The sequence below is a fragment of the Sphingomonas sinipercae genome (genome assembly GCF_011302055.1).
Classification (GTDB): Bacteria; Pseudomonadota; Alphaproteobacteria; order Sphingomonadales; family Sphingomonadaceae; genus Sphingomicrobium; species Sphingomicrobium sinipercae.
This window is the reverse complement of sequence record NZ_CP049871.1, coordinates 341,475-357,255: the sequence shown is the minus strand read 5'-3', so window position 1 is coordinate 357,255 and position 15,781 is coordinate 341,475. Positions and strand designations below refer to the sequence as shown.

21 protein-coding genes are annotated in these 15,781 nt (G+C 67.1%); 17 read left to right on the top strand and 4 right to left on the bottom strand.

Translation table 11 applies throughout. From position 1 onward, the window contains the following. Positions 1-32 precede the first annotated feature (32 nt). The 6 genes from G7078_RS01905 to G7078_RS01880 all read left to right on the top strand — a co-directional run bounded on the left by G7078_RS01905 (position 33) and on the right by G7078_RS01880 (position 4,596). Complete coding sequence (locus G7078_RS01905; protein ID WP_166092424.1) at positions 33-1,187, top strand: cysteine desulfurase; 1,155 nt, start codon at positions 33-35, stop codon at positions 1,185-1,187. Continuing rightward, positions 1,184-1,645, top strand: coding sequence for an SUF system Fe-S cluster assembly protein (locus G7078_RS01900; RefSeq protein ID WP_166092421.1), 462 nt, complete (start codon positions 1,184-1,186; stop codon positions 1,643-1,645). Before G7078_RS01905 ends, G7078_RS01900 begins: the two co-directional genes overlap by 4 nt. Then, positions 1,642-2,001, top strand: a complete 360-nt coding sequence (locus G7078_RS01895; RefSeq protein WP_166092418.1) for a HesB/IscA family protein — start codon at positions 1,642-1,644, stop codon at positions 1,999-2,001. Before G7078_RS01900 ends, G7078_RS01895 begins: the two co-directional genes overlap by 4 nt. Positions 2,002-2,025: 24 nt before the next feature. Continuing rightward, complete coding sequence (locus G7078_RS01890) at positions 2,026-2,709, top strand: pyrimidine 5'-nucleotidase (protein ID WP_166092416.1); 684 nt, start codon at positions 2,026-2,028, stop codon at positions 2,707-2,709. Further along, complete coding sequence (gene dapD, locus G7078_RS01885) at positions 2,693-3,514, top strand: 2,3,4,5-tetrahydropyridine-2,6-dicarboxylate N-succinyltransferase (protein ID WP_206367462.1); 822 nt, start codon at positions 2,693-2,695, stop codon at positions 3,512-3,514. Before G7078_RS01890 ends, dapD begins: the two co-directional genes overlap by 17 nt. Positions 3,515-3,588: 74 nt before the next feature. Further along, positions 3,589-4,596 (top strand): DMT family transporter, encoded by a 1,008-nt coding sequence (locus G7078_RS01880; RefSeq protein WP_206367461.1) that lies wholly within the window; start codon positions 3,589-3,591, stop codon positions 4,594-4,596. On the opposite strand, the gene G7078_RS01875 is transcribed toward G7078_RS01880, so the two are convergent. Beyond that, positions 4,535-5,116: a TlpA family protein disulfide reductase gene (locus G7078_RS01875; protein WP_166092412.1), complete on the bottom strand. Its 582-nt coding sequence runs from the start codon at positions 5,114-5,116 to the stop codon at positions 4,535-4,537. The genes G7078_RS01880 and G7078_RS01875 overlap by 62 nt on opposite strands. A 78-nt stretch (positions 5,117-5,194) precedes the next feature. Here G7078_RS01875 and G7078_RS01870 point away from each other — a divergent pair, with 78 nt between their 5' ends. Both G7078_RS01870 and G7078_RS01865 read left to right on the top strand, forming a co-directional pair. Further along, entirely contained in the window at positions 5,195-5,515 is a 321-nt protein-coding gene (locus G7078_RS01870) for a hypothetical protein (RefSeq protein ID WP_246166413.1), read from the top strand. Next, the gene (locus G7078_RS01865; RefSeq protein ID WP_166092409.1) at positions 5,512-6,372 is read left to right on the top strand and encodes a UTP--glucose-1-phosphate uridylyltransferase; all 861 of its coding nucleotides are present in this window, start codon (positions 5,512-5,514) and stop codon (positions 6,370-6,372) included. Before G7078_RS01870 ends, G7078_RS01865 begins: the two co-directional genes overlap by 4 nt. On the opposite strand, the gene G7078_RS01860 is transcribed toward G7078_RS01865, so the two are convergent. Further along, entirely contained in the window at positions 6,369-6,911 is a 543-nt protein-coding gene (locus tag G7078_RS01860; RefSeq protein ID WP_166092407.1) for a response regulator, read from the bottom strand. The two genes, G7078_RS01865 and G7078_RS01860, sit on opposite strands and share 4 nt — an antisense overlap. A 49-nt stretch (positions 6,912-6,960) precedes the next feature. Beyond that, the gene (locus G7078_RS01855; RefSeq protein WP_166096037.1) at positions 6,961-7,527 is read right to left on the bottom strand and encodes an HNH endonuclease; all 567 of its coding nucleotides are present in this window, start codon (positions 7,525-7,527) and stop codon (positions 6,961-6,963) included. Between the two features lie 189 nt (positions 7,528-7,716). On the opposite strand from G7078_RS01855, the gene gluQRS reads away from it, so the two are divergent. The 9 genes from gluQRS to G7078_RS01810 are packed head-to-tail and all read left to right on the top strand — an operon-like array spanning position 7,717 to position 13,953. Next, entirely contained in the window at positions 7,717-8,565 is an 849-nt protein-coding gene (gene gluQRS, locus G7078_RS01850) for a tRNA glutamyl-Q(34) synthetase GluQRS (protein ID WP_166092404.1), read from the top strand. Positions 8,566-8,574: 9 nt separating this feature from the next. After that, on the top strand, positions 8,575-8,778 hold the full coding sequence (locus tag G7078_RS01845; protein ID WP_166092402.1) for an HIG1 domain-containing protein: 204 nt from the start codon (positions 8,575-8,577) through the stop codon (positions 8,776-8,778). Further along, positions 8,779-9,336: a cob(I)yrinic acid a,c-diamide adenosyltransferase gene (locus tag G7078_RS01840; RefSeq protein WP_166092400.1), complete on the top strand. Its 558-nt coding sequence runs from the start codon at positions 8,779-8,781 to the stop codon at positions 9,334-9,336. Continuing rightward, positions 9,312-10,550, top strand: a complete 1,239-nt coding sequence (egtB, locus tag G7078_RS01835; protein WP_166092397.1) for an ergothioneine biosynthesis protein EgtB — start codon at positions 9,312-9,314, stop codon at positions 10,548-10,550. Before G7078_RS01840 ends, egtB begins: the two co-directional genes overlap by 25 nt. After that, positions 10,534-11,484, top strand: a complete 951-nt coding sequence (gene egtD, locus G7078_RS01830; protein WP_246166411.1) for an L-histidine N(alpha)-methyltransferase — start codon at positions 10,534-10,536, stop codon at positions 11,482-11,484. The genes egtB and egtD overlap by 17 nt, the downstream gene beginning before the upstream one ends. A gap of 36 nt (positions 11,485-11,520) precedes the next feature. Beyond that, positions 11,521-11,823: a YggT family protein gene (locus tag G7078_RS01825; protein ID WP_166092395.1), complete on the top strand. Its 303-nt coding sequence runs from the start codon at positions 11,521-11,523 to the stop codon at positions 11,821-11,823. Continuing rightward, a complete protein-coding gene (folD, locus tag G7078_RS01820) occupies positions 11,820-12,707 on the top strand; it encodes a bifunctional methylenetetrahydrofolate dehydrogenase/methenyltetrahydrofolate cyclohydrolase FolD (protein ID WP_166092393.1) in 888 nt (295 codons plus the stop codon). The genes G7078_RS01825 and folD overlap by 4 nt, the downstream gene beginning before the upstream one ends. Continuing rightward, positions 12,704-13,324 carry a hypothetical protein gene (locus tag G7078_RS01815; RefSeq protein WP_166092391.1) on the top strand — a complete coding sequence of 207 codons (621 nt, stop codon included), beginning with the start codon at positions 12,704-12,706 and terminating at the stop codon, positions 13,322-13,324. The genes folD and G7078_RS01815 overlap by 4 nt, the downstream gene beginning before the upstream one ends. Continuing rightward, the gene (locus G7078_RS01810) at positions 13,321-13,953 is read left to right on the top strand and encodes a MarC family protein (RefSeq protein WP_166092388.1); all 633 of its coding nucleotides are present in this window, start codon (positions 13,321-13,323) and stop codon (positions 13,951-13,953) included. The genes G7078_RS01815 and G7078_RS01810 overlap by 4 nt, the downstream gene beginning before the upstream one ends. Here the strand turns inward: G7078_RS01810 and G7078_RS01805 are convergent. Next, positions 13,950-15,749, bottom strand: coding sequence for an AcrB/AcrD/AcrF family protein (locus G7078_RS01805; RefSeq protein ID WP_246166409.1), 1,800 nt, complete (start codon positions 15,747-15,749; stop codon positions 13,950-13,952). The genes G7078_RS01810 and G7078_RS01805 overlap by 4 nt on opposite strands. Between the last annotated feature and the right edge of the window lie 32 nt (positions 15,750-15,781).

Below are 15,781 nucleotides of genomic sequence, written 5' to 3'. Positions count from 1 at the left end.
CGCGCCAACCCGAATCCAAATCGTCCCTTAACGTGCGCGACCAGTTTCCGGGCATCGCCGACTGGCATTATTTGGACAGCGCCGCGACCGCGCAAAAGCCGCAGGCGGTGATCGACGCAATCGCCCAAGCTTACGGCGCCGATTATGCCACGGTGCACCGCGGCGTTTACCAGCGCTCGTCGACAATGACCGACCGCTACGAAGCCGCCCGCGCCGCCGCCGCCGGGCTGATCGGCGGCAAGGCGGACGAGCTGGTCTTCACGCGCGGCGCGACGGAGGCGATCAACCTGGTCGCTTATTCGCTGCCCCGCGCCGGGCGCCGGCGCGTGCTGGTGTCGACGCTGGAGCATCACAGCAACATCGTCCCGTGGCAGCTCGCCGGCTTCCAGGTCGACGCGGTGCCGCTGACCGCCGACGGGCAGGTCGACCTCGACGCCGCCGCGGAGATGATCAGCAGCGAGCATTTGGTCGTCGCCTTCGCCCACGTGTCCAACGCGCTTGGGAGCGTGCTCGACACCCGCCGGGCGGCTGAGATCGCCCATTCGAAGGACGCGCTGCTGCTGCTCGACGGGTGCCAGGCGGTGCCGCGCCTGCCGGTGAAGGTCGCCGAGCTTGGCTGCGACTTCTATGCCTTTTCCGGCCACAAGCTCTACGGCCCGACCGGAATCGGGGCCTTGTGGGGCCGCGCCGACCTGCTGGGCTCGATGCCGCCGTGGCAAGGCGGCGGGGCGATGATCGACCGCGTGACCTTCGCCGAAACCACCTATCTCGGCGCGCCAGCACGGTTCGAGGCGGGAACGCCGCATATCGTCGGCGCCATCGGCCTGCACGCCGCAATCGACTGGGCGCAGGGCATCGGCATGGAGAAGATTCAAGCGCATGAAGCAGCGCTCGGCGCCGAATGCCGCGACGCCTTGCGCGCGATTGGCGGCGTGACGCTCTACGGCCCCGAAGAGTCTGCGGGCATCGTCAGCTTCAACGTCGACGGGGTGCATCCGCACGATACCGCCACCATATTGGATGATGCGGGCGTCGCGGTTCGCGCCGGCCACCATTGCGCGCAGCCGCTGATGGACTGGCTGGGCGTGCCGGCAACGGCGCGGGCGAGCTTTGCGGCGCACAGCGACAGTACCGACATCGCCGCGCTGGTCCGCGGTATTGAACAAGTGAAACGGATTTTCGGATGAACGAGGAACGCCGGATCGAGGTCGAGCAAGTGGAGGCGGTCACGCCGCCGCCGCGGGCGCGTGTCGAAAGCCCCGCTGAAACCTTCGAACGCAAGCGCGACTATCTGACCGGCTTCCTGGCCGGCGAAACCGAAACCGCGCTGCCGGCCGGCAACGAGGAGCTGAAGGAGCGCGTGATCGAGGCATTGAAATCGATCTACGATCCCGAGATTCCCGTCGACATTTACGAGCTCGGCCTGATCTACGACGTCGACATCAGCGAGGATGGCGACGCGGTCGTCACCATGACCTTGACGACCCCGCATTGCCCGGTCGCGGAATCGATGCCGCAGGAAGTCGAGCTTCGAGTCCTTGGCGTTCTGGGCATCCGTGATGCCGAAGTGAAGCTGGTCTGGGAACCGCCATGGGACCCGGCGAAGATGAGCGACGAAGCGCGCCTAGAACTGGGAATGTTATGAACGAGCACAGCAAGGTCCGCGCCCGCCCGGCCGCGATCACGCTCACGCAATCGGCGGAGCAGCGCATCGCCGACCTGATGGCGCGCGCCCCGGCCGACGCGATCGGCGTCAAGCTGTCGACCCCGCGCCGCGGCTGCTCCGGCCTTGCTTACTCCGTCGACTATGTGACCGACGAAATCGCTTTTGACGAGAAGATCGAAACGCCCGGCGGCACCTTTTACGTGGACGGCGCATCGGTCCTCTATCTGATTGGCAGCGTTATGGACTGGCGCGAGGACGACTTCACCGCCGGCTTCGTGTTCGAGAATCCCAACGCCAAGGGTGCCTGCGGTTGCGGCGAGAGCTTCACCGTCTGAACCAAAGCGTCTAGCGCGCCGTCGATGGACGCCCGCTTTGCCCATGTTCGAGACTGGATCTTCGATCTCGACAATTGCCTGTACCCGGCGTCGACCGGGCTGTTCGCGCTCATCGACGAGCGCATGGGCGCTTATATCCAGCGCTTGCTCGGCTGCGATCCGGTCGAGGCGCGGCGGGTGCAGAAGGGCCACTTCCACAAGCACGGGACCACGCTCGCCGGATTGATGGAGGAACATGGCGTCGATCCGCACGACTTCCTTGACGACGTCCACGACATTGCCTTGGACAGGGTCAGCGAGGACCGCCGACTCGCCGCCGCGCTCGATCGCCTGCCCGGCCGCAAGTTCGTCTTCACCAATGGCGACGGCCCTTATGCGCGCCGCGTGCTCGAAGCGATCGGCATCCACGGCCATTTCGACGAGCTTCACGACATCCACGCCAGCGAGCTTCGGCCCAAGCCCAACCGCCACGGCTATGACCTCATTTGCGCGCGCTACGCGATCGATCCGGCGGCGGCATTGATGGTCGAAGACATGGCGCAGAATTTGAAGCCCGCTAAGGATCTGGGGATGACCACGGTCTGGGTCGACAACGGCTCGGAACGCGGCAGCCACGGATACACGCCGGAGCATGTCGACCACCGCATCGCCGAAGTCGGCGCCTGGCTCGAAACGATCATTGGGGACGATGATGAACGCACAGCTTGAACAGGTCATCGACCGCGCCTGGGACGAGCGCGAAACGCTCGACGGTTCGAACGCCGAGGTCCGCGATGCGGTCGAGGCCGCGCTGGCCGCGCTCGACAGCGGCGAAGTACGGATCGCCGAAAAGGCCGGCGATGGATGGCAGGTGCACCAGTGGCTCAAAAAAGCCGTGCTGCTGTCGTTCCGGCTCAACCCGATGGAGGCGATTTCGGGCGGCCCGGGCGGCGCCAATTGGTGGGACAAGGTGCCCTCGAAGTTCGCCGGCTGGAGCGAAGCGGAGTTCAAGGCCGCGGCCTTTCGCGCCGTGCCCGGCGCCATCGTTCGCCGCGGCGCCTACATCGCGCCGGGCGCAGTGCTGATGCCCAGCTTCGTCAACATCGGCGCTTATGTTGGCGAAGGCACGATGGTCGACACCTGGGCGACGGTCGGCAGCTGCGCGCAGATCGGCCGCAACGTCCACATTTCCGGCGGCGCGGGGATCGGCGGGGTGCTTGAGCCGCTTCAGGCCGGGCCGGTGATCATCGAGGACAATTGCTTCATCGGCGCGCGTTCCGAAGTCGCCGAAGGCGTGGTCGTCGAGGAAGGGTCGGTGCTGTCGATGGGCGTGTTCCTGGGCGCTTCGACCAGGATCGTCGACCGGGCCACGGGCGAGGTGATGTACGGGCGCGTCCCGGCCTATTCGGTGGTCGTGCCCGGCGCGATGCCCGGAAGCAGCGGCGGACCGTCGCTGGCCTGCGCGGTGATAGTCAAGCGAGTCGACGAGCGCACGCGTTCGAAGACCAGCATCAACGAACTGCTGCGCGACTGAGCATAAGCCGGCCTTATCGGCTTCGCGCCAGCATTTGTTGGCCGGGCCGCCCATGCCTTTGATATCCGCCATGGATGACGGTTCATCGGCACGGCTTTAGCCGCAAGCTTCAGGATGCGGCGGCGGCAACCGCCGGCTATCCGGTGCCGATGATCCGCTCCGTCATGAACCGCGCCGACTGGGCGATCCTGCTGTTCCTGGCGATTGTCTGGGGCGCGGCTTTCTTCTTCATCAGCGTCGCCGTCCGCGAAGTGCCGCCGTTCACGTATGTGTTCCTGCGCCTGTCCTTCGCGGCGGTTGCGCTGTGGGCCTACGTCCTGTGGCGCGGCGGCAAGCTTGGCCTGCCGGGAAGCGCTTGGGCATCGATGCTGTTGCTCGCGCTGCTCAACAACGCCATCCCGTTCACCCTGTTTGGCTGGGGGCAAACGCACATCGCCGCCGGGCTCGCGTCGATCCTCAACGCGACCACGCCGATCTGGGGCGTCGTCGTCGCCCACCTGTTCACCGACGACGAGCGGATGAGCCCGCGCAAGGTTGCCGGCGTCCTGCTTGGTTTTGGCGGCGTGGCGCTGATGATCGGCCCCGACCTGCTCGCCTCGCTGGGCAGCGACAGCCTCGCCGAAATCGCCTGCCTCACGGCCGCCTTCTCCTATGCGCTCGCCGGGGTCTGGGCGCGGCGTTACCGCCGCCAGGGCATTTCGCCGCTCGCCGTCAGCACCGGCCAGCTCACCGCCGGGGCCCTGCTGATGCTGCCGCTTGCCTTACTCGTCGACCGGCCCTGGCTGCAGCCGATGCCGTCCGCCGCTGCCCTGGGCGCCATCGTCGCTCTAGCCGTCGTGTGCAGCGCGCTCGGCTACGTGCTCTATTTCCGACTGATCGACCGGGCCGGGGCGACCAACGCCTTGCTGGTGACCCTGCTCGTGCCTCCGGTCGCGATCCTGCTCGGGTGGCTGTTCCTTCACGAAACGATCGCCGCTCGCGATTTCCTCGGCCTTGGCCTGATTGCTTTCGGGCTCGCCGCTATCGACGGCCGGCTGCTCGGCCTGGGCCGGCGGCGGCAGGAGCCTCGGCCAGCAGCTTAGCCGCCTGCGCGCTGGTCCAGTCGAGGTCGCCGATAAAGCGCCACACCTCCCGCCCGTTCGAATCGTAAAGGATGGTCGTCGGCAGCACTTGTGCATTGAGCGCGCCTGACAGGCTCATCTTCGGGTCGTGCCAGCGTTCCAGATCCTTGACCCCGGCCTTGTCGAGGAACGCCTCGACCGACGTGCGCGGCCCCATGTCCTGTGAAACGGCAACGACCCTGGGCGCGCCCGGTCGCCGGCTGAGCGCGTCGAGCGTCGGCAGTTCCTTGACACACGGCGCGCACCAGGTCGCCCACAAATTGACGAGCAGCGGTTGCCCCGACGCCTCCTGCAGCGTCGCCGCCTCGTCATCCGCGTTACGAAGCTCCGTATCGGGAATGGGCTTTCCGGCCTGGCTGCGGTCGGCGCCCTTCGCCGGCACCTCCGCCTGCGGTTCGCCCTGATCGCCTTCGCCCTGCCGTCCGCACCCGGCGAGCGAAAGTGAAGCAGCAAGCAGGAGGAGGAAGGTGCGATTGGCCATGGCCGGCGATTAGTTGGCGCTGCCATCCGCCGCAAGCGGGCTGGAACCGCCGCCGCCGAGCGGCTACGCGCTTCAACTATGCGACGCGCCATCGTCATCGCCGTATTTCCGCTGTTGCTGGCGGCCTGCGGCAAGTCGTCCGAGCTTCGCCCCGGGCCGGGCCAGAAGCTGCCGGTCAAGCCGCTGATGGCGCACGTCGTCCCGACCCCGAACCAATTGCTCACCCCGCCTGCCTACGCCGACCCCGACCGCGTCGACGAACTGATGCGCAAGTCCGCGCCGCGGGCAAGCGACCGCTTCGACCTGCCGCCGCCCAACGGCGGTGCGCCGGACGCCCCGGTCGAAACGCAGGACGATGACGCGAGCGCCAGTGCCGAAGGACCCGTCAAGCCAACATGATCAAGCCCGTTCGAAAAGCCGTTTTCCCGGTCGCCGGCCTGGGCACCCGCTTGCTCCCGGCAACCAAGGCCACCCCCAAGGAAATGCTGACGATCGTCGATCGCCCGCTGATCCAATATGCGGTCGATGAGGCGCGCGAGGCCGGCATCGAGCAGCTGATCTTCGTCACCGGCCGCGGCAAGGGCAGTCTGGACGACTATTTCGACATTGCGTTCGAGCTTGAGACGACGATGGCGTCCAAGGGCAAGAGCCTCGACCCCCTCGCGCCGTCACGCACCGGCTTCGGCGAGCTCGTCTCGGTCCGGCAGCAGCAGCCGCTCGGCCTTGGCCATGCGGTCTGGTGCGCGCGCGACATCGTCGGCGACGAGCCGTTCGCGGTGCTGCTTCCCGATGAGCTGATGCTGGGCAAGCCCAATTGCCTGAAGCAGATGGTCGCGGCCTACGAACAGGTCGGTGGCAACGTCGTGGCGGCGCTGGAAGTGCCCGATGACCAGACCCACCAATATGGAGTCATCGATCCGGGCGAGACGAAAGGCCGGCTGACCGAAATCCGCGGCCTGGTCGAAAAGCCCGCGCCCGGGACCGCGCCGTCGAACCTGATGCTTCCGGGGCGTTACATCCTGCAGCCCGAAGTCATGCGCGAACTCGATGCGCAGGAAACCGGCGCCGGCGGCGAAATCCAGTTGACCGACGCGATGGCCAAGCTGATCGGCAAGCAGCCGTTCCACGGCTTCCTGTTCGACGGGGAAAGGCACGATTGCGGCAGCGCTGCCGGTTTCGTCATCGCCAATCTCGCGCTGGCGCTGGAGCGGGACGATGTCGCGCCGAAAGTGCGGGAGTTCCTCGCCCGCCGCTAAGCGGCGTTGGCGACGCCCAGCCGGCGGCGTTCCGCTTCGCTGGCGGCAAGCGCGGCCCGCAATTCGCCAAGCTCGATGGCGCGGCTGGTAATCCGGGCATCCAGCGCGGCATTGTCGGCGCGCAGCCTGGCGATGGCGTGGGAGCGGTCGATTTCCCGCCGGAGCCGGGCGGCGACGACAGCAAAGTCGAACGGCTTGCGGATGACTCCGTCCGCGCCGGCATCGAAAGCCTTGATCAGGTCAGCGCCGTCGGAGCGGCCGCCGAGCAGGATCACCGGAAGGTAGCGCTGCACCGGATCCTCTCGGAGCATCCGGACCAGCTCGATCCCGCCCGTCCCCGGCATCCGTACCGCGCACAGGACCAGGTCCACCGGCATCCGCTGCATTTCGGCAAGCCCGTCGTGGACGTTGAGCGCAGTGGCGATGCGGAAGCCGAACGGCGCCAGCCGGCGCGCGAACACGCCGAGGTACGAGCGATTGGGCTCGATGATCAGCAGGCGCGGCTGATCTGCCGCATCACGGAGAAATAGCGCATCCATGCCCACAGTCTGGCCGATAATGGTTAATGGCGGGATAAATTCGCCGCCATTACGGGTCGAGCTCGATGTCCCAATACAGGTAGTCGCGCCACGTTTCGTGCAGGTAGTTGGGCGGGAAGCCGCGCCCATGGTCCTGCAATTGCCAGCTCGTCGGGCGGATCGGCTCGCGCTCCATGTGCATTCCGGCTTGGCGCGGCGTTCGGCCGCCCTTGCGCAGGTTGCACGGGGCGCAGGCCGTCGCAACATTTTCCCAGGTCGTCCGGCCGCCCTGCGAGCGCGGAATGACGTGATCGAACGTCAATTCGCGGGGCGACCCGCAGAACACGCAGCGGAAGCGGTCGCGAAGGAACAGGTTGAACCGGGTGAATGCCGGATATTCGTTGGGCTTCACGAACTGGCGCAGCGCGATCACGGACGGCAGTTTCAGCGCCCGGCTCGGGCTGTGTACTTCGCGCTCGTAATGGGCGACCACGTCGACCCGCTCCAGGAACATCGCCTTGACCGCCGTCTGCCACGGCCAAAGGCTCAGCGGATAATAAGACAGAGGCGTGTAATCGGCGTTGAGCACCAGCGCCGGACAGCTTTCGGGATGACGAATGACCTCGGGATGATACATGCGCGGGCAATGACCTTTCGTCCGTTGCCCGACGAACATTTCTCCGGCCCTGTCGCACGCAAGGAGGAGATGGGTCCGTTCAGGCCCGTCTTCCCTTGTGACCAACCGGATGCCAACCCGGCGTGACAAGGTGATGACAGCATTTTCGATGACTCGCGGTCAAGTGCTCAATGTCGGCAAGGGCGTGAAATGCTGACGTCCCGCTTCGCGCCCTCGCCAACGGGCAGGCTTCACCTCGGCCATGCCTACAGCGCCGTTTTGGGCCACGCGGCGGCGCGGAGTGCCGGCGGCCGCTTCCTGCTGCGGATCGAGGACCTCGACCAGACTCGAAGCCGTCCCGAATTCGTTGATGGGATCCAAGAGGACATGCGCTGGCTCGGGCTCGATTGGGACGGGCCGGCGATCGTCCAGTCGCAGCGGGCGGCCGCTTACCTCGACGCGCTTGACCGGCTGCGCGCGGACGGACTTGCCTACCCCTGCTTTTGCACCCGCGCGGACATTGTCCAGGTCGCCGCCGCCCCGCACGGCGACCCCGGGCTCCATTACCCCGGGACCTGCCGCGGCCTGCCCGACGACCCGGAGAGACGCGCTTCGACGCCGCATAGCTGGCGGCTCGACAGCGCCCGGGCGCTGGAACGGTGTCCGCTACCGGGCTGGGCCGAGCAGGACGGCAGCATCCACCGCGCCAAAGCAACGGACGTCGGCGATGCCATCCTTGCCCGCAAGGACGCCCCCGCCGCTTACCACCTGGCCTGCGTCGTCGACGATGCCGCAAGCGGCGTCACGCTCGTCGTGCGCGGCGCCGACCTGCGCCCTTCCACGCCGATCCAGCGCCTGCTGCAGCTGCTGCTGGAACTGCCGGAGCCGACCTATCTCCACCACAAGCTCGTCGTTCACGACGACGGCCGGCGGCTGGCCAAGCGCGACCAGGCGCCGACGCTCGCCGCGATGCGCGAAGCGGGCGTGGACGGCCGCGAATTGGCCGACGGATTGACTACCGGCTTACTGCCGTCTGGTTTTCGGCTCGCCGACGCCTAAATAGGGCCAATGACCACCCTCCTCATCATCGTGCTGGCGATCGCCATGGCGGCGACTGCCTACGTGCTCGTTCGCGGCGTCGTCGCAATGGCCAACGGCAAGGCCGGGTCCAGCGAAGCGCAGCAGCAATGGATGCGCAAGCGCGTGCTGTACCAGGCGGTCGCAATCGTCATCGTCGCGCTAATCCTGATCATGGCCAGCGCCGGCCGCTAGATGGTCAAGCTCAACAAGATTTACACCCGCACCGGCGACCAGGGCAGCGCCGGGCTGGTGGACGGATCGAGGGTGAGCAAGTCCAGCGCGCGGATGGCCGCCATTGGCGAAGTCGACGAAGCCAATGCGGCGATCGGGGTGGCCATCGCCGCGCTCCGGCCCGGCGACACCGCCGACCAACTGCGGCGCATCCAGAACGAATTGTTCGACCTTGGCGCCGATGTCGCGACCCCGGGCGAGATCGAAGGCGCGCTTCGGATCGTGCCAAGCCAGGTCGAGCGGCTTGAGCGCGAAATCGATGCGATGAATGCGGCGCTTGAGCCGCTGACCAGCTTCATCCTGCCCGGCGGATCGGCCGACGTCGCGGCGCTTCACCTGGCCCGGACAACCGTTCGCCGCGCCGAGCGGGCGACGGTTGCGCTGGCCGAAGCGGAGACGGTCAACCCGCAGCTGCTTGCCTACATCAACCGGCTGTCGGACCACTTATTCGTGGCGGCGCGTTTCATTGCCTCGGAACAGGGTGGGGACGTGCTTTGGCAACCCGGCGCAACGCGATAGGCACGACGACTTCCCTCCTCGAGCGGTTCCAGCGGACCCGTGCCCTGACGCTCGACCTGGCTGCCCCGCTGTCCGATGCCGATGCCACCATCCAGCCGTTCCCGGATGCATCGCCCGCCAAGTGGCATCTGGCGCACACGACCTGGTTCCTCGACACGTTCGTGCTGCGTGATTTCGTGCCTGGCCACAAATCGTTCGACGACCGCTTCGCTTACCTGTTCAACAGCTATTACGAGGGTGAGGGCGAGCGCCACGCGCGCCCCAAGCGGGGACTGATCAGCCGGCCCTCGCTGGAGGAGATCCGCGCATGGCGCCGGCACGTCGACGACGCGGTCGAGCGCGCCTTTCCCGGCCTGCCGCCGGCGGCTTTGGAGCTGGTCGAACTCGGAATTCAGCATGAGCAGCAGCATCAGGAGCTGTTGCTTACCGACATTCTCGCGACCTTCGCCGAAAACCCGCTGGAGCCGGCCTACGCGGAGGCGCCGGCGGCCAACTGCCACGCGCCGGAGCCGCTAAGCTGGCTTCCCGGCCGCAACGGGATCGTCGAAATTGGCGCGAGCGGCGACGGCTTCGCGTTCGATTGCGAACGCCCGCGCCACCGCACCCTGCTCCACCCACACGCAATCGCCAGCCGCCCGGTGACCAACGGCGAATGGCGCGCCTTCATCGCCGACGGCGGCTACGAGAAGCCCGCCTTGTGGCTCTCCGAAGGTTGGGAGTGGGTGCGCAGCGACGCCGTCGCGGCCCCGCTCTATTGGGATGAGGACGGGGCCCAGTTCACGCTTGCCGGCCGCCGCACGGTCGATCCCGCTGCACCGGTATCCCACATCAGCTATTACGAGGCCGACGCCTTCGCCCGCTGGGCCGGCGCCCGGCTTCCGACCGAGGCCGAGTGGGAGGATTTCGCCGCTTCCGCCGATCCCAACCTCGGCAACCAGCTCGATTGCGCCGGCGCGGCCATGCCGAAGCCGCCGGGCGACATTTTCGGCGACGTCTGGGAATGGACGCAAAGCGCCTTCACCCCCTACCCCGGGTTTACGACCGCCGAAGGCACGGTGGGCGAATATAACGGCAAGTTCATGTGCTCTCAGCAAGTGCTGAAGGGCGCCAGCTGCGCCACGCCGCGGGGCCACAGCCGCGCGTCCTACCGCAACTTCTTTCCCCCCAGCGCACGCTGGCAATTTACTGGAGTGCGCCTTGCCCGCGACTGGTGACGACGCCTTTTGCAACGATGTGATCGCCGGGCTGTCGGCGCCTACCCCGGCCGTCCCCGCCCGCTGGCTTTACGACGAGCGCGGGTCCGAACTGTTCGACGCCATCACCAAGCTGCCGAGCTACTATCCGACGCAAACGGAAACCAAATTGCTCGAACGGATTGCGCCCGAACTTCGCGAGCGCATTCCGGGCAAGCTGGCAGTCGTCGAATTCGGGGCCGGCTCGCTGACCAAGACTCCGCTGCTGCTGCGCGCCATCGCGCCGTCCGCTTACGTCCCGGTCGATATCTCGGGCGAGTATCTGGAAAAGAGTGCCGCCGACCTGCAGCCGGATTTCCCGCAACTGCCGATCTTCCCGGTCGCCGCCGATTTCGCGCGGCCGTTCGACCTGCCGGCCGAAATCGATGGCTTGCCGAAGCTAGGCTTCTTCCCCGGTTCGACCATCGGCAACTTCGTCCCGCGCAGCGCCACCGACCTGCTCCGCCAGTTCCGCCAATTGCTCGGCACCGGGGCGCTGCTGCTGATCGGCATGGACCGGGTGAAGCCCGTCGACCGGCTGCTCGCCGCTTATGACGAGCCGGCCGGAGTCACTGCCGAGTTCAACTGCAACCTCCTCCGCCGGATCAACCGCGAGCTTGGCGCCGACATTCCGAGCGACGCATTCCGGCACAAGGTCGTCTGGAACGACATCCTGTCGCGCATCGAAATGCATCTGGAGGCGACCCGCGACGTTCGCTTCACCATTGCCGGCCACGCCTTCGACTTCGCCGCCGGCCAGACCATCCACACGGAAAACAGCCACAAATACGGTCAGCGCGGCGCGAGGGTCCTGCTGCTAGCGGGCGGCTGGACCCCGATTGCCGAGTGGGAGGATGGGCACGAGGATTTCTCGCTCATCCTCGCGCAGGCGCAGCCTAACCGATCCGCGCCCTGATTGCCGCCGCAAGGCCGCGCCGCTAAGCGGGCGGGCATGGTTGCTGCTATCTTCGATGTGCTTCGGCTCATCCTCAACGTCGTCTGGTGGATCATCATCGTCCAGGTGATCCTGAGCTGGCTGATTGCGTTCAACGTACTCAACACCGGTTCCGGCGGGGTGCGCGCATTCCTGCAGGCGCTCGATCGGATCACTGAGCCGCTTTACCGCCCGATCCGCAAGGTGATGCCTGACTTTGGCGGCATCGATTTCTCGCCACTCGTGTTGCTGCTTCTGCTGAACGTCCTGCAGATCCTGCTCAACGGCGCGGAGCGGAGCCTGCTGACGGGTTCGCTATGACGGCACGGCGGATCGACGGAAAGGCCGCTGCCGCCGCGGTCCGCCACAAGGTTGCCGCCGCTGCCGCCGACTTTCGTCAACGCACCGGCAGGGCGCCGGGGCTGGCGACGGTGCTGGTCGGTGAGGATCCGGCAAGCGCTGTCTATGTCCGCTCCAAGACCAGGGCCACGGCCGAAGCCGGAATGGAAGGGTTCGCCCATCACCTGCCGGACACGCTTGGCCAGGCCGAGCTGCTCGATCTGGTCGCCTCGCTCAATGCCGACGACCGAGTCGATGGCATCCTCGTCCAGCTCCCGCTGCCGACCCAGATCGACGCGGACACGATTATTGCGGCGATCGACCCCGCCAAGGACGTCGACGGCTTCCATCCGATAAACGCCGGCCGGCTCGCCACGGGGCTCGACGCGCTTGTGCCCTGCACGCCGTTCGGCTGCCTGTACCTGCTCAAGCAGGAACTTGGCTCCCTGGCCGGCAAGGACGCGGTGGTGATCGGCCGCTCCAACATCGTGGGCAAGCCGATGGCCGCACTTCTGACCGGTGAAAGCGCAACGGTGACCATCGCCCACTCGCGGACGAAGGACCTGGCGGAAGTCGTCCGCCGCGCCGACATCGTCGTCGCCGCGGTCGGGCGTCCCGAAATGGTCAGGGGCGACTGGATCAAGCCGGGCGCGGTGGTCATCGACGTCGGCATCAACCGCGTTCCCGCCGACGAGGGCAAGACCCGGCTGGTCGGCGATGTCGCCTATGACGAAGCAGCAAGCGTCGCTTCGGCAATCACGCCCGTCCCCGGTGGCGTCGGCCCCATGACCATCGCCATGCTGCTCAGGAACACATTGGTCGCCGCGCACCGCCGCGCCGGCCTGCCCGATCCGGAGGGTCTATGATCGCGCTGATCCTCCTCGCTGCAGCCGCGCCGGCGACCGCCGTCGAGGCGGAGCGCGCCTTTGCCGCCGACGCACAGAAGATCGGGCAAACCACCGCCTTCCTCAAATGGTCGTCGGACAAGGCGGTGATGTTCACGCCGCATCCGGCCAACGCCCATGCGATGCTCAGCGGCCGGAAGAACCCGCCAGTGGCGATCTTCTGGTGGCCGGGACGAAGCTACGTCTCGTGCGATGGCAAGCTCGCGATCAACACCGGCCCGTGGGTGCGCGACTGGGGCAAGGCTGTCGGTTATTTCACCACCGTGTGGCAGCGCCAGCCCGACGGCGGCTGGAAGTGGATCTACGACGGCGGCGACGCGCTCGACACGCCGCGCGCCGAAGGCGGGGATATCCAGCCGCGCCTGGCCGCGTGCCGCGGCAAGCCGCGCAATGCGGTCGTGCTCGGGACGGTCGGCGCCGTCGGCTACAACACCGGTGGCGGCCGTTCCGCCGACGGCACCCTGGTGTGGTCGTGGACCACCGGGCCCAAGGGTGATCGCCGCTTCCTTGCCCAGCAGTGGAACGGCAAGCGCTTTGAAACCGTGGTCGAGGACAAGGTCGCAGCACCGCCGCAATGATCGAGCTTTTCACCACCGCCTTCATCACCCTTGCGGTGATCATCGATCCCCCGGGGTGCGCGCCAATCTTCGCGTCGCTCACCAGCGGGACCGATGCCGGTCACCGGCGGCGGATGGCGATCCGTTCGGCCGCGGTCGCGTGGTGCATCCTCGTCTTCTTCGCCCTGCTCGGCGAGCCATTGCTCTCCACGCTCGGGATCAGCCTCAGCGCCTTCCGCCTAGCCGGCGGGATCATGCTGTTCATGATCGCGCTCGACATGGTGTTCGAACGGCGCACCGAACGGCGCGAGGAACGCGCCCGCGAAATCGAGGGGACGCCCGAGGCCGAGGACATTTCCGTCTTCCCCATGGCGATCCCGATGATCGCCGGCCCCGGCTCGATCGCGACGGTGATGCTGCTCACCGCGCGCGCCGACGGTCTTAGCGAGGGGCTGGTCGTGCTCGGCGCAATGACCCTGGTCATCCTGCTGACGCTCGTCGCGCTGCTCGCGGCCGGACCGCTGATGAAGCTGATCGGCAGCAAGCTGGAAGCGATGATCACCCGCATCCTTGGCGTCATCCTTGCCGCGCTGGCGGTGCAGTTCGTGCTCGACGGGCTGGAACGCAGCCTCCCGGGCCTCGCTGGTTAGCGGGCGATCCGCCACATCCTGAACGGCGAATCCTTGCCCAGGTCGATCGGCGTCAGCCAGCCGGGCACCTGGCCACGTTCAAGCTGCGAGTAGAATCCTTTGGGCGTTTCCGAGCGGAAGATCGTCGTCGTCGAAGCATTGGGGCAGGTCAGCAGGTAGTCGGCGCGATACTTCGCCATGATCGCGCGGGCCTGTTCGGGCGATCCGCGGAAGGCCTTCATCACGTCGCCGATCTGCTCGCCGTTGCGATGATAGGGGCCGATGATCGACGAATGCCGGGTCACGGCTATCAGCCGCGGCGCGGTGTCGACGAAGGTGAAGACGATTCCGCGCGGCTGCTTCGCGATCGGCTTGAACGACCCGATGAAGTTGCAGCCGCGGTTGGCGGCGGCAATCTGGTTCTCGCGCTTAGTCTGCTTCTTGGCGGGGACGTAGCTGACGATCAGCGGCACGGCCGCGCCGGCGCCGATGATGATGATCAGCGCCGGGCCGATCGTCCGCAGCACCGCGCTTGGCGCCCGCAGCGTCAGCGGCAGCAGGATGGCGACCAGCGACGCCGCTCCGATCGTCCCCATCATCTGCGCCGCGGGACCCGTGCGGGTCTGCCACAGGAGCAGCACCGTCGCGGCAACGGCTGGCGCCGCCGCCGCCAAGGTCCGGCGCAGCAGGTCGCGGTCGATGCGATTGCGCCAGCTGAGCAAGGCCCAGCCGACCAGGCCGGTGACCGGCAGTGCGCAGATCAACATCGCCAGCTTCCAGCCGTGGCGATAGACCGGCCGCGCTTCCCGGACGTGGCTTAACCACAGCGCATTGACCTCGTCCGACACGCCCTCCAGCCGTTGCAGGCAATGCGGCCAGGTCAGCGTGTGGAACAGCGCAAGCACTGCCCCCGCCGCCAGCGCGAGCATCAGCCGCCGCTTCCAGTCAGCGGTGCCGAGCATCGACAGGCCGAACAGCAGCGCGCCGGCAAGCAGCGCGTCGGCCAGCCACACCGGCGACAGCGCGTCGCACACCGGCGCCCGATTGGCGTAGGAGGCGAAGACTAGGAACGAGAACGCGACGCCGCCCGAAAGGCTGACCGCATAAGCGGCCAGTCGCCCGCGCTCCTCCCGATCGGCGACCCAGAACAGGACTGTCGCGGCGCCGGCGATGGCGAGGTAGATCAACAGCTCAAGCCCGATCGCCAGCGACAGTGCGCTGGCGATGCCAAGCGTGATCCCCCCGCGCGCGCGCCGGGGATCGGCAAGGCCGGCAAGCGCGATGGAAAGCAGCGCTAGTTGCCAGCCGTGATGGTCGATCCGGTCGGGCATGAACATGCCGTTGGTTGACCCGGCAAAGAACAAGGCGACGATCGCCAGCGGATAAGCGGCGGGATGGATCAGCCGGCGGGCGACCAGCGCCAATCCGAACAATAGCGCGAGATACGGGATCAGCGGCGCGAAGCCCGCGGCGTACATCTCCGCCATCGGCCCGCCGACCAACGGCCGGAGCAGCAGGATCAGCCCGGCCAGCGGCAGGTCGACCAGGTGGCTCCAATGCATGTTGGCGCCGTAGGGCGGGTTGAGCCGATATTGCCGAAGGTCGAACCAGTCCTGCCCGTGGAGCAGCGCCCGGACCTGCATCATGCGCATGTTGTCGTCGGTATCGCCGAGCGCGAATGCGCGAAGATCGCCCCACCGGTCGTTGAGGTACCAGGCGCACAGGCCGACCCAGGCAATGACCACGACCAGCTTCCAATGCCGGTCGAGCAGCGCGAGGAGCCGATCGGGGCTGAGGTGTTCCTTGCGCTTCAACATTTTTCGCGCTCTAGCCGGTGAGGTTCAAAGGG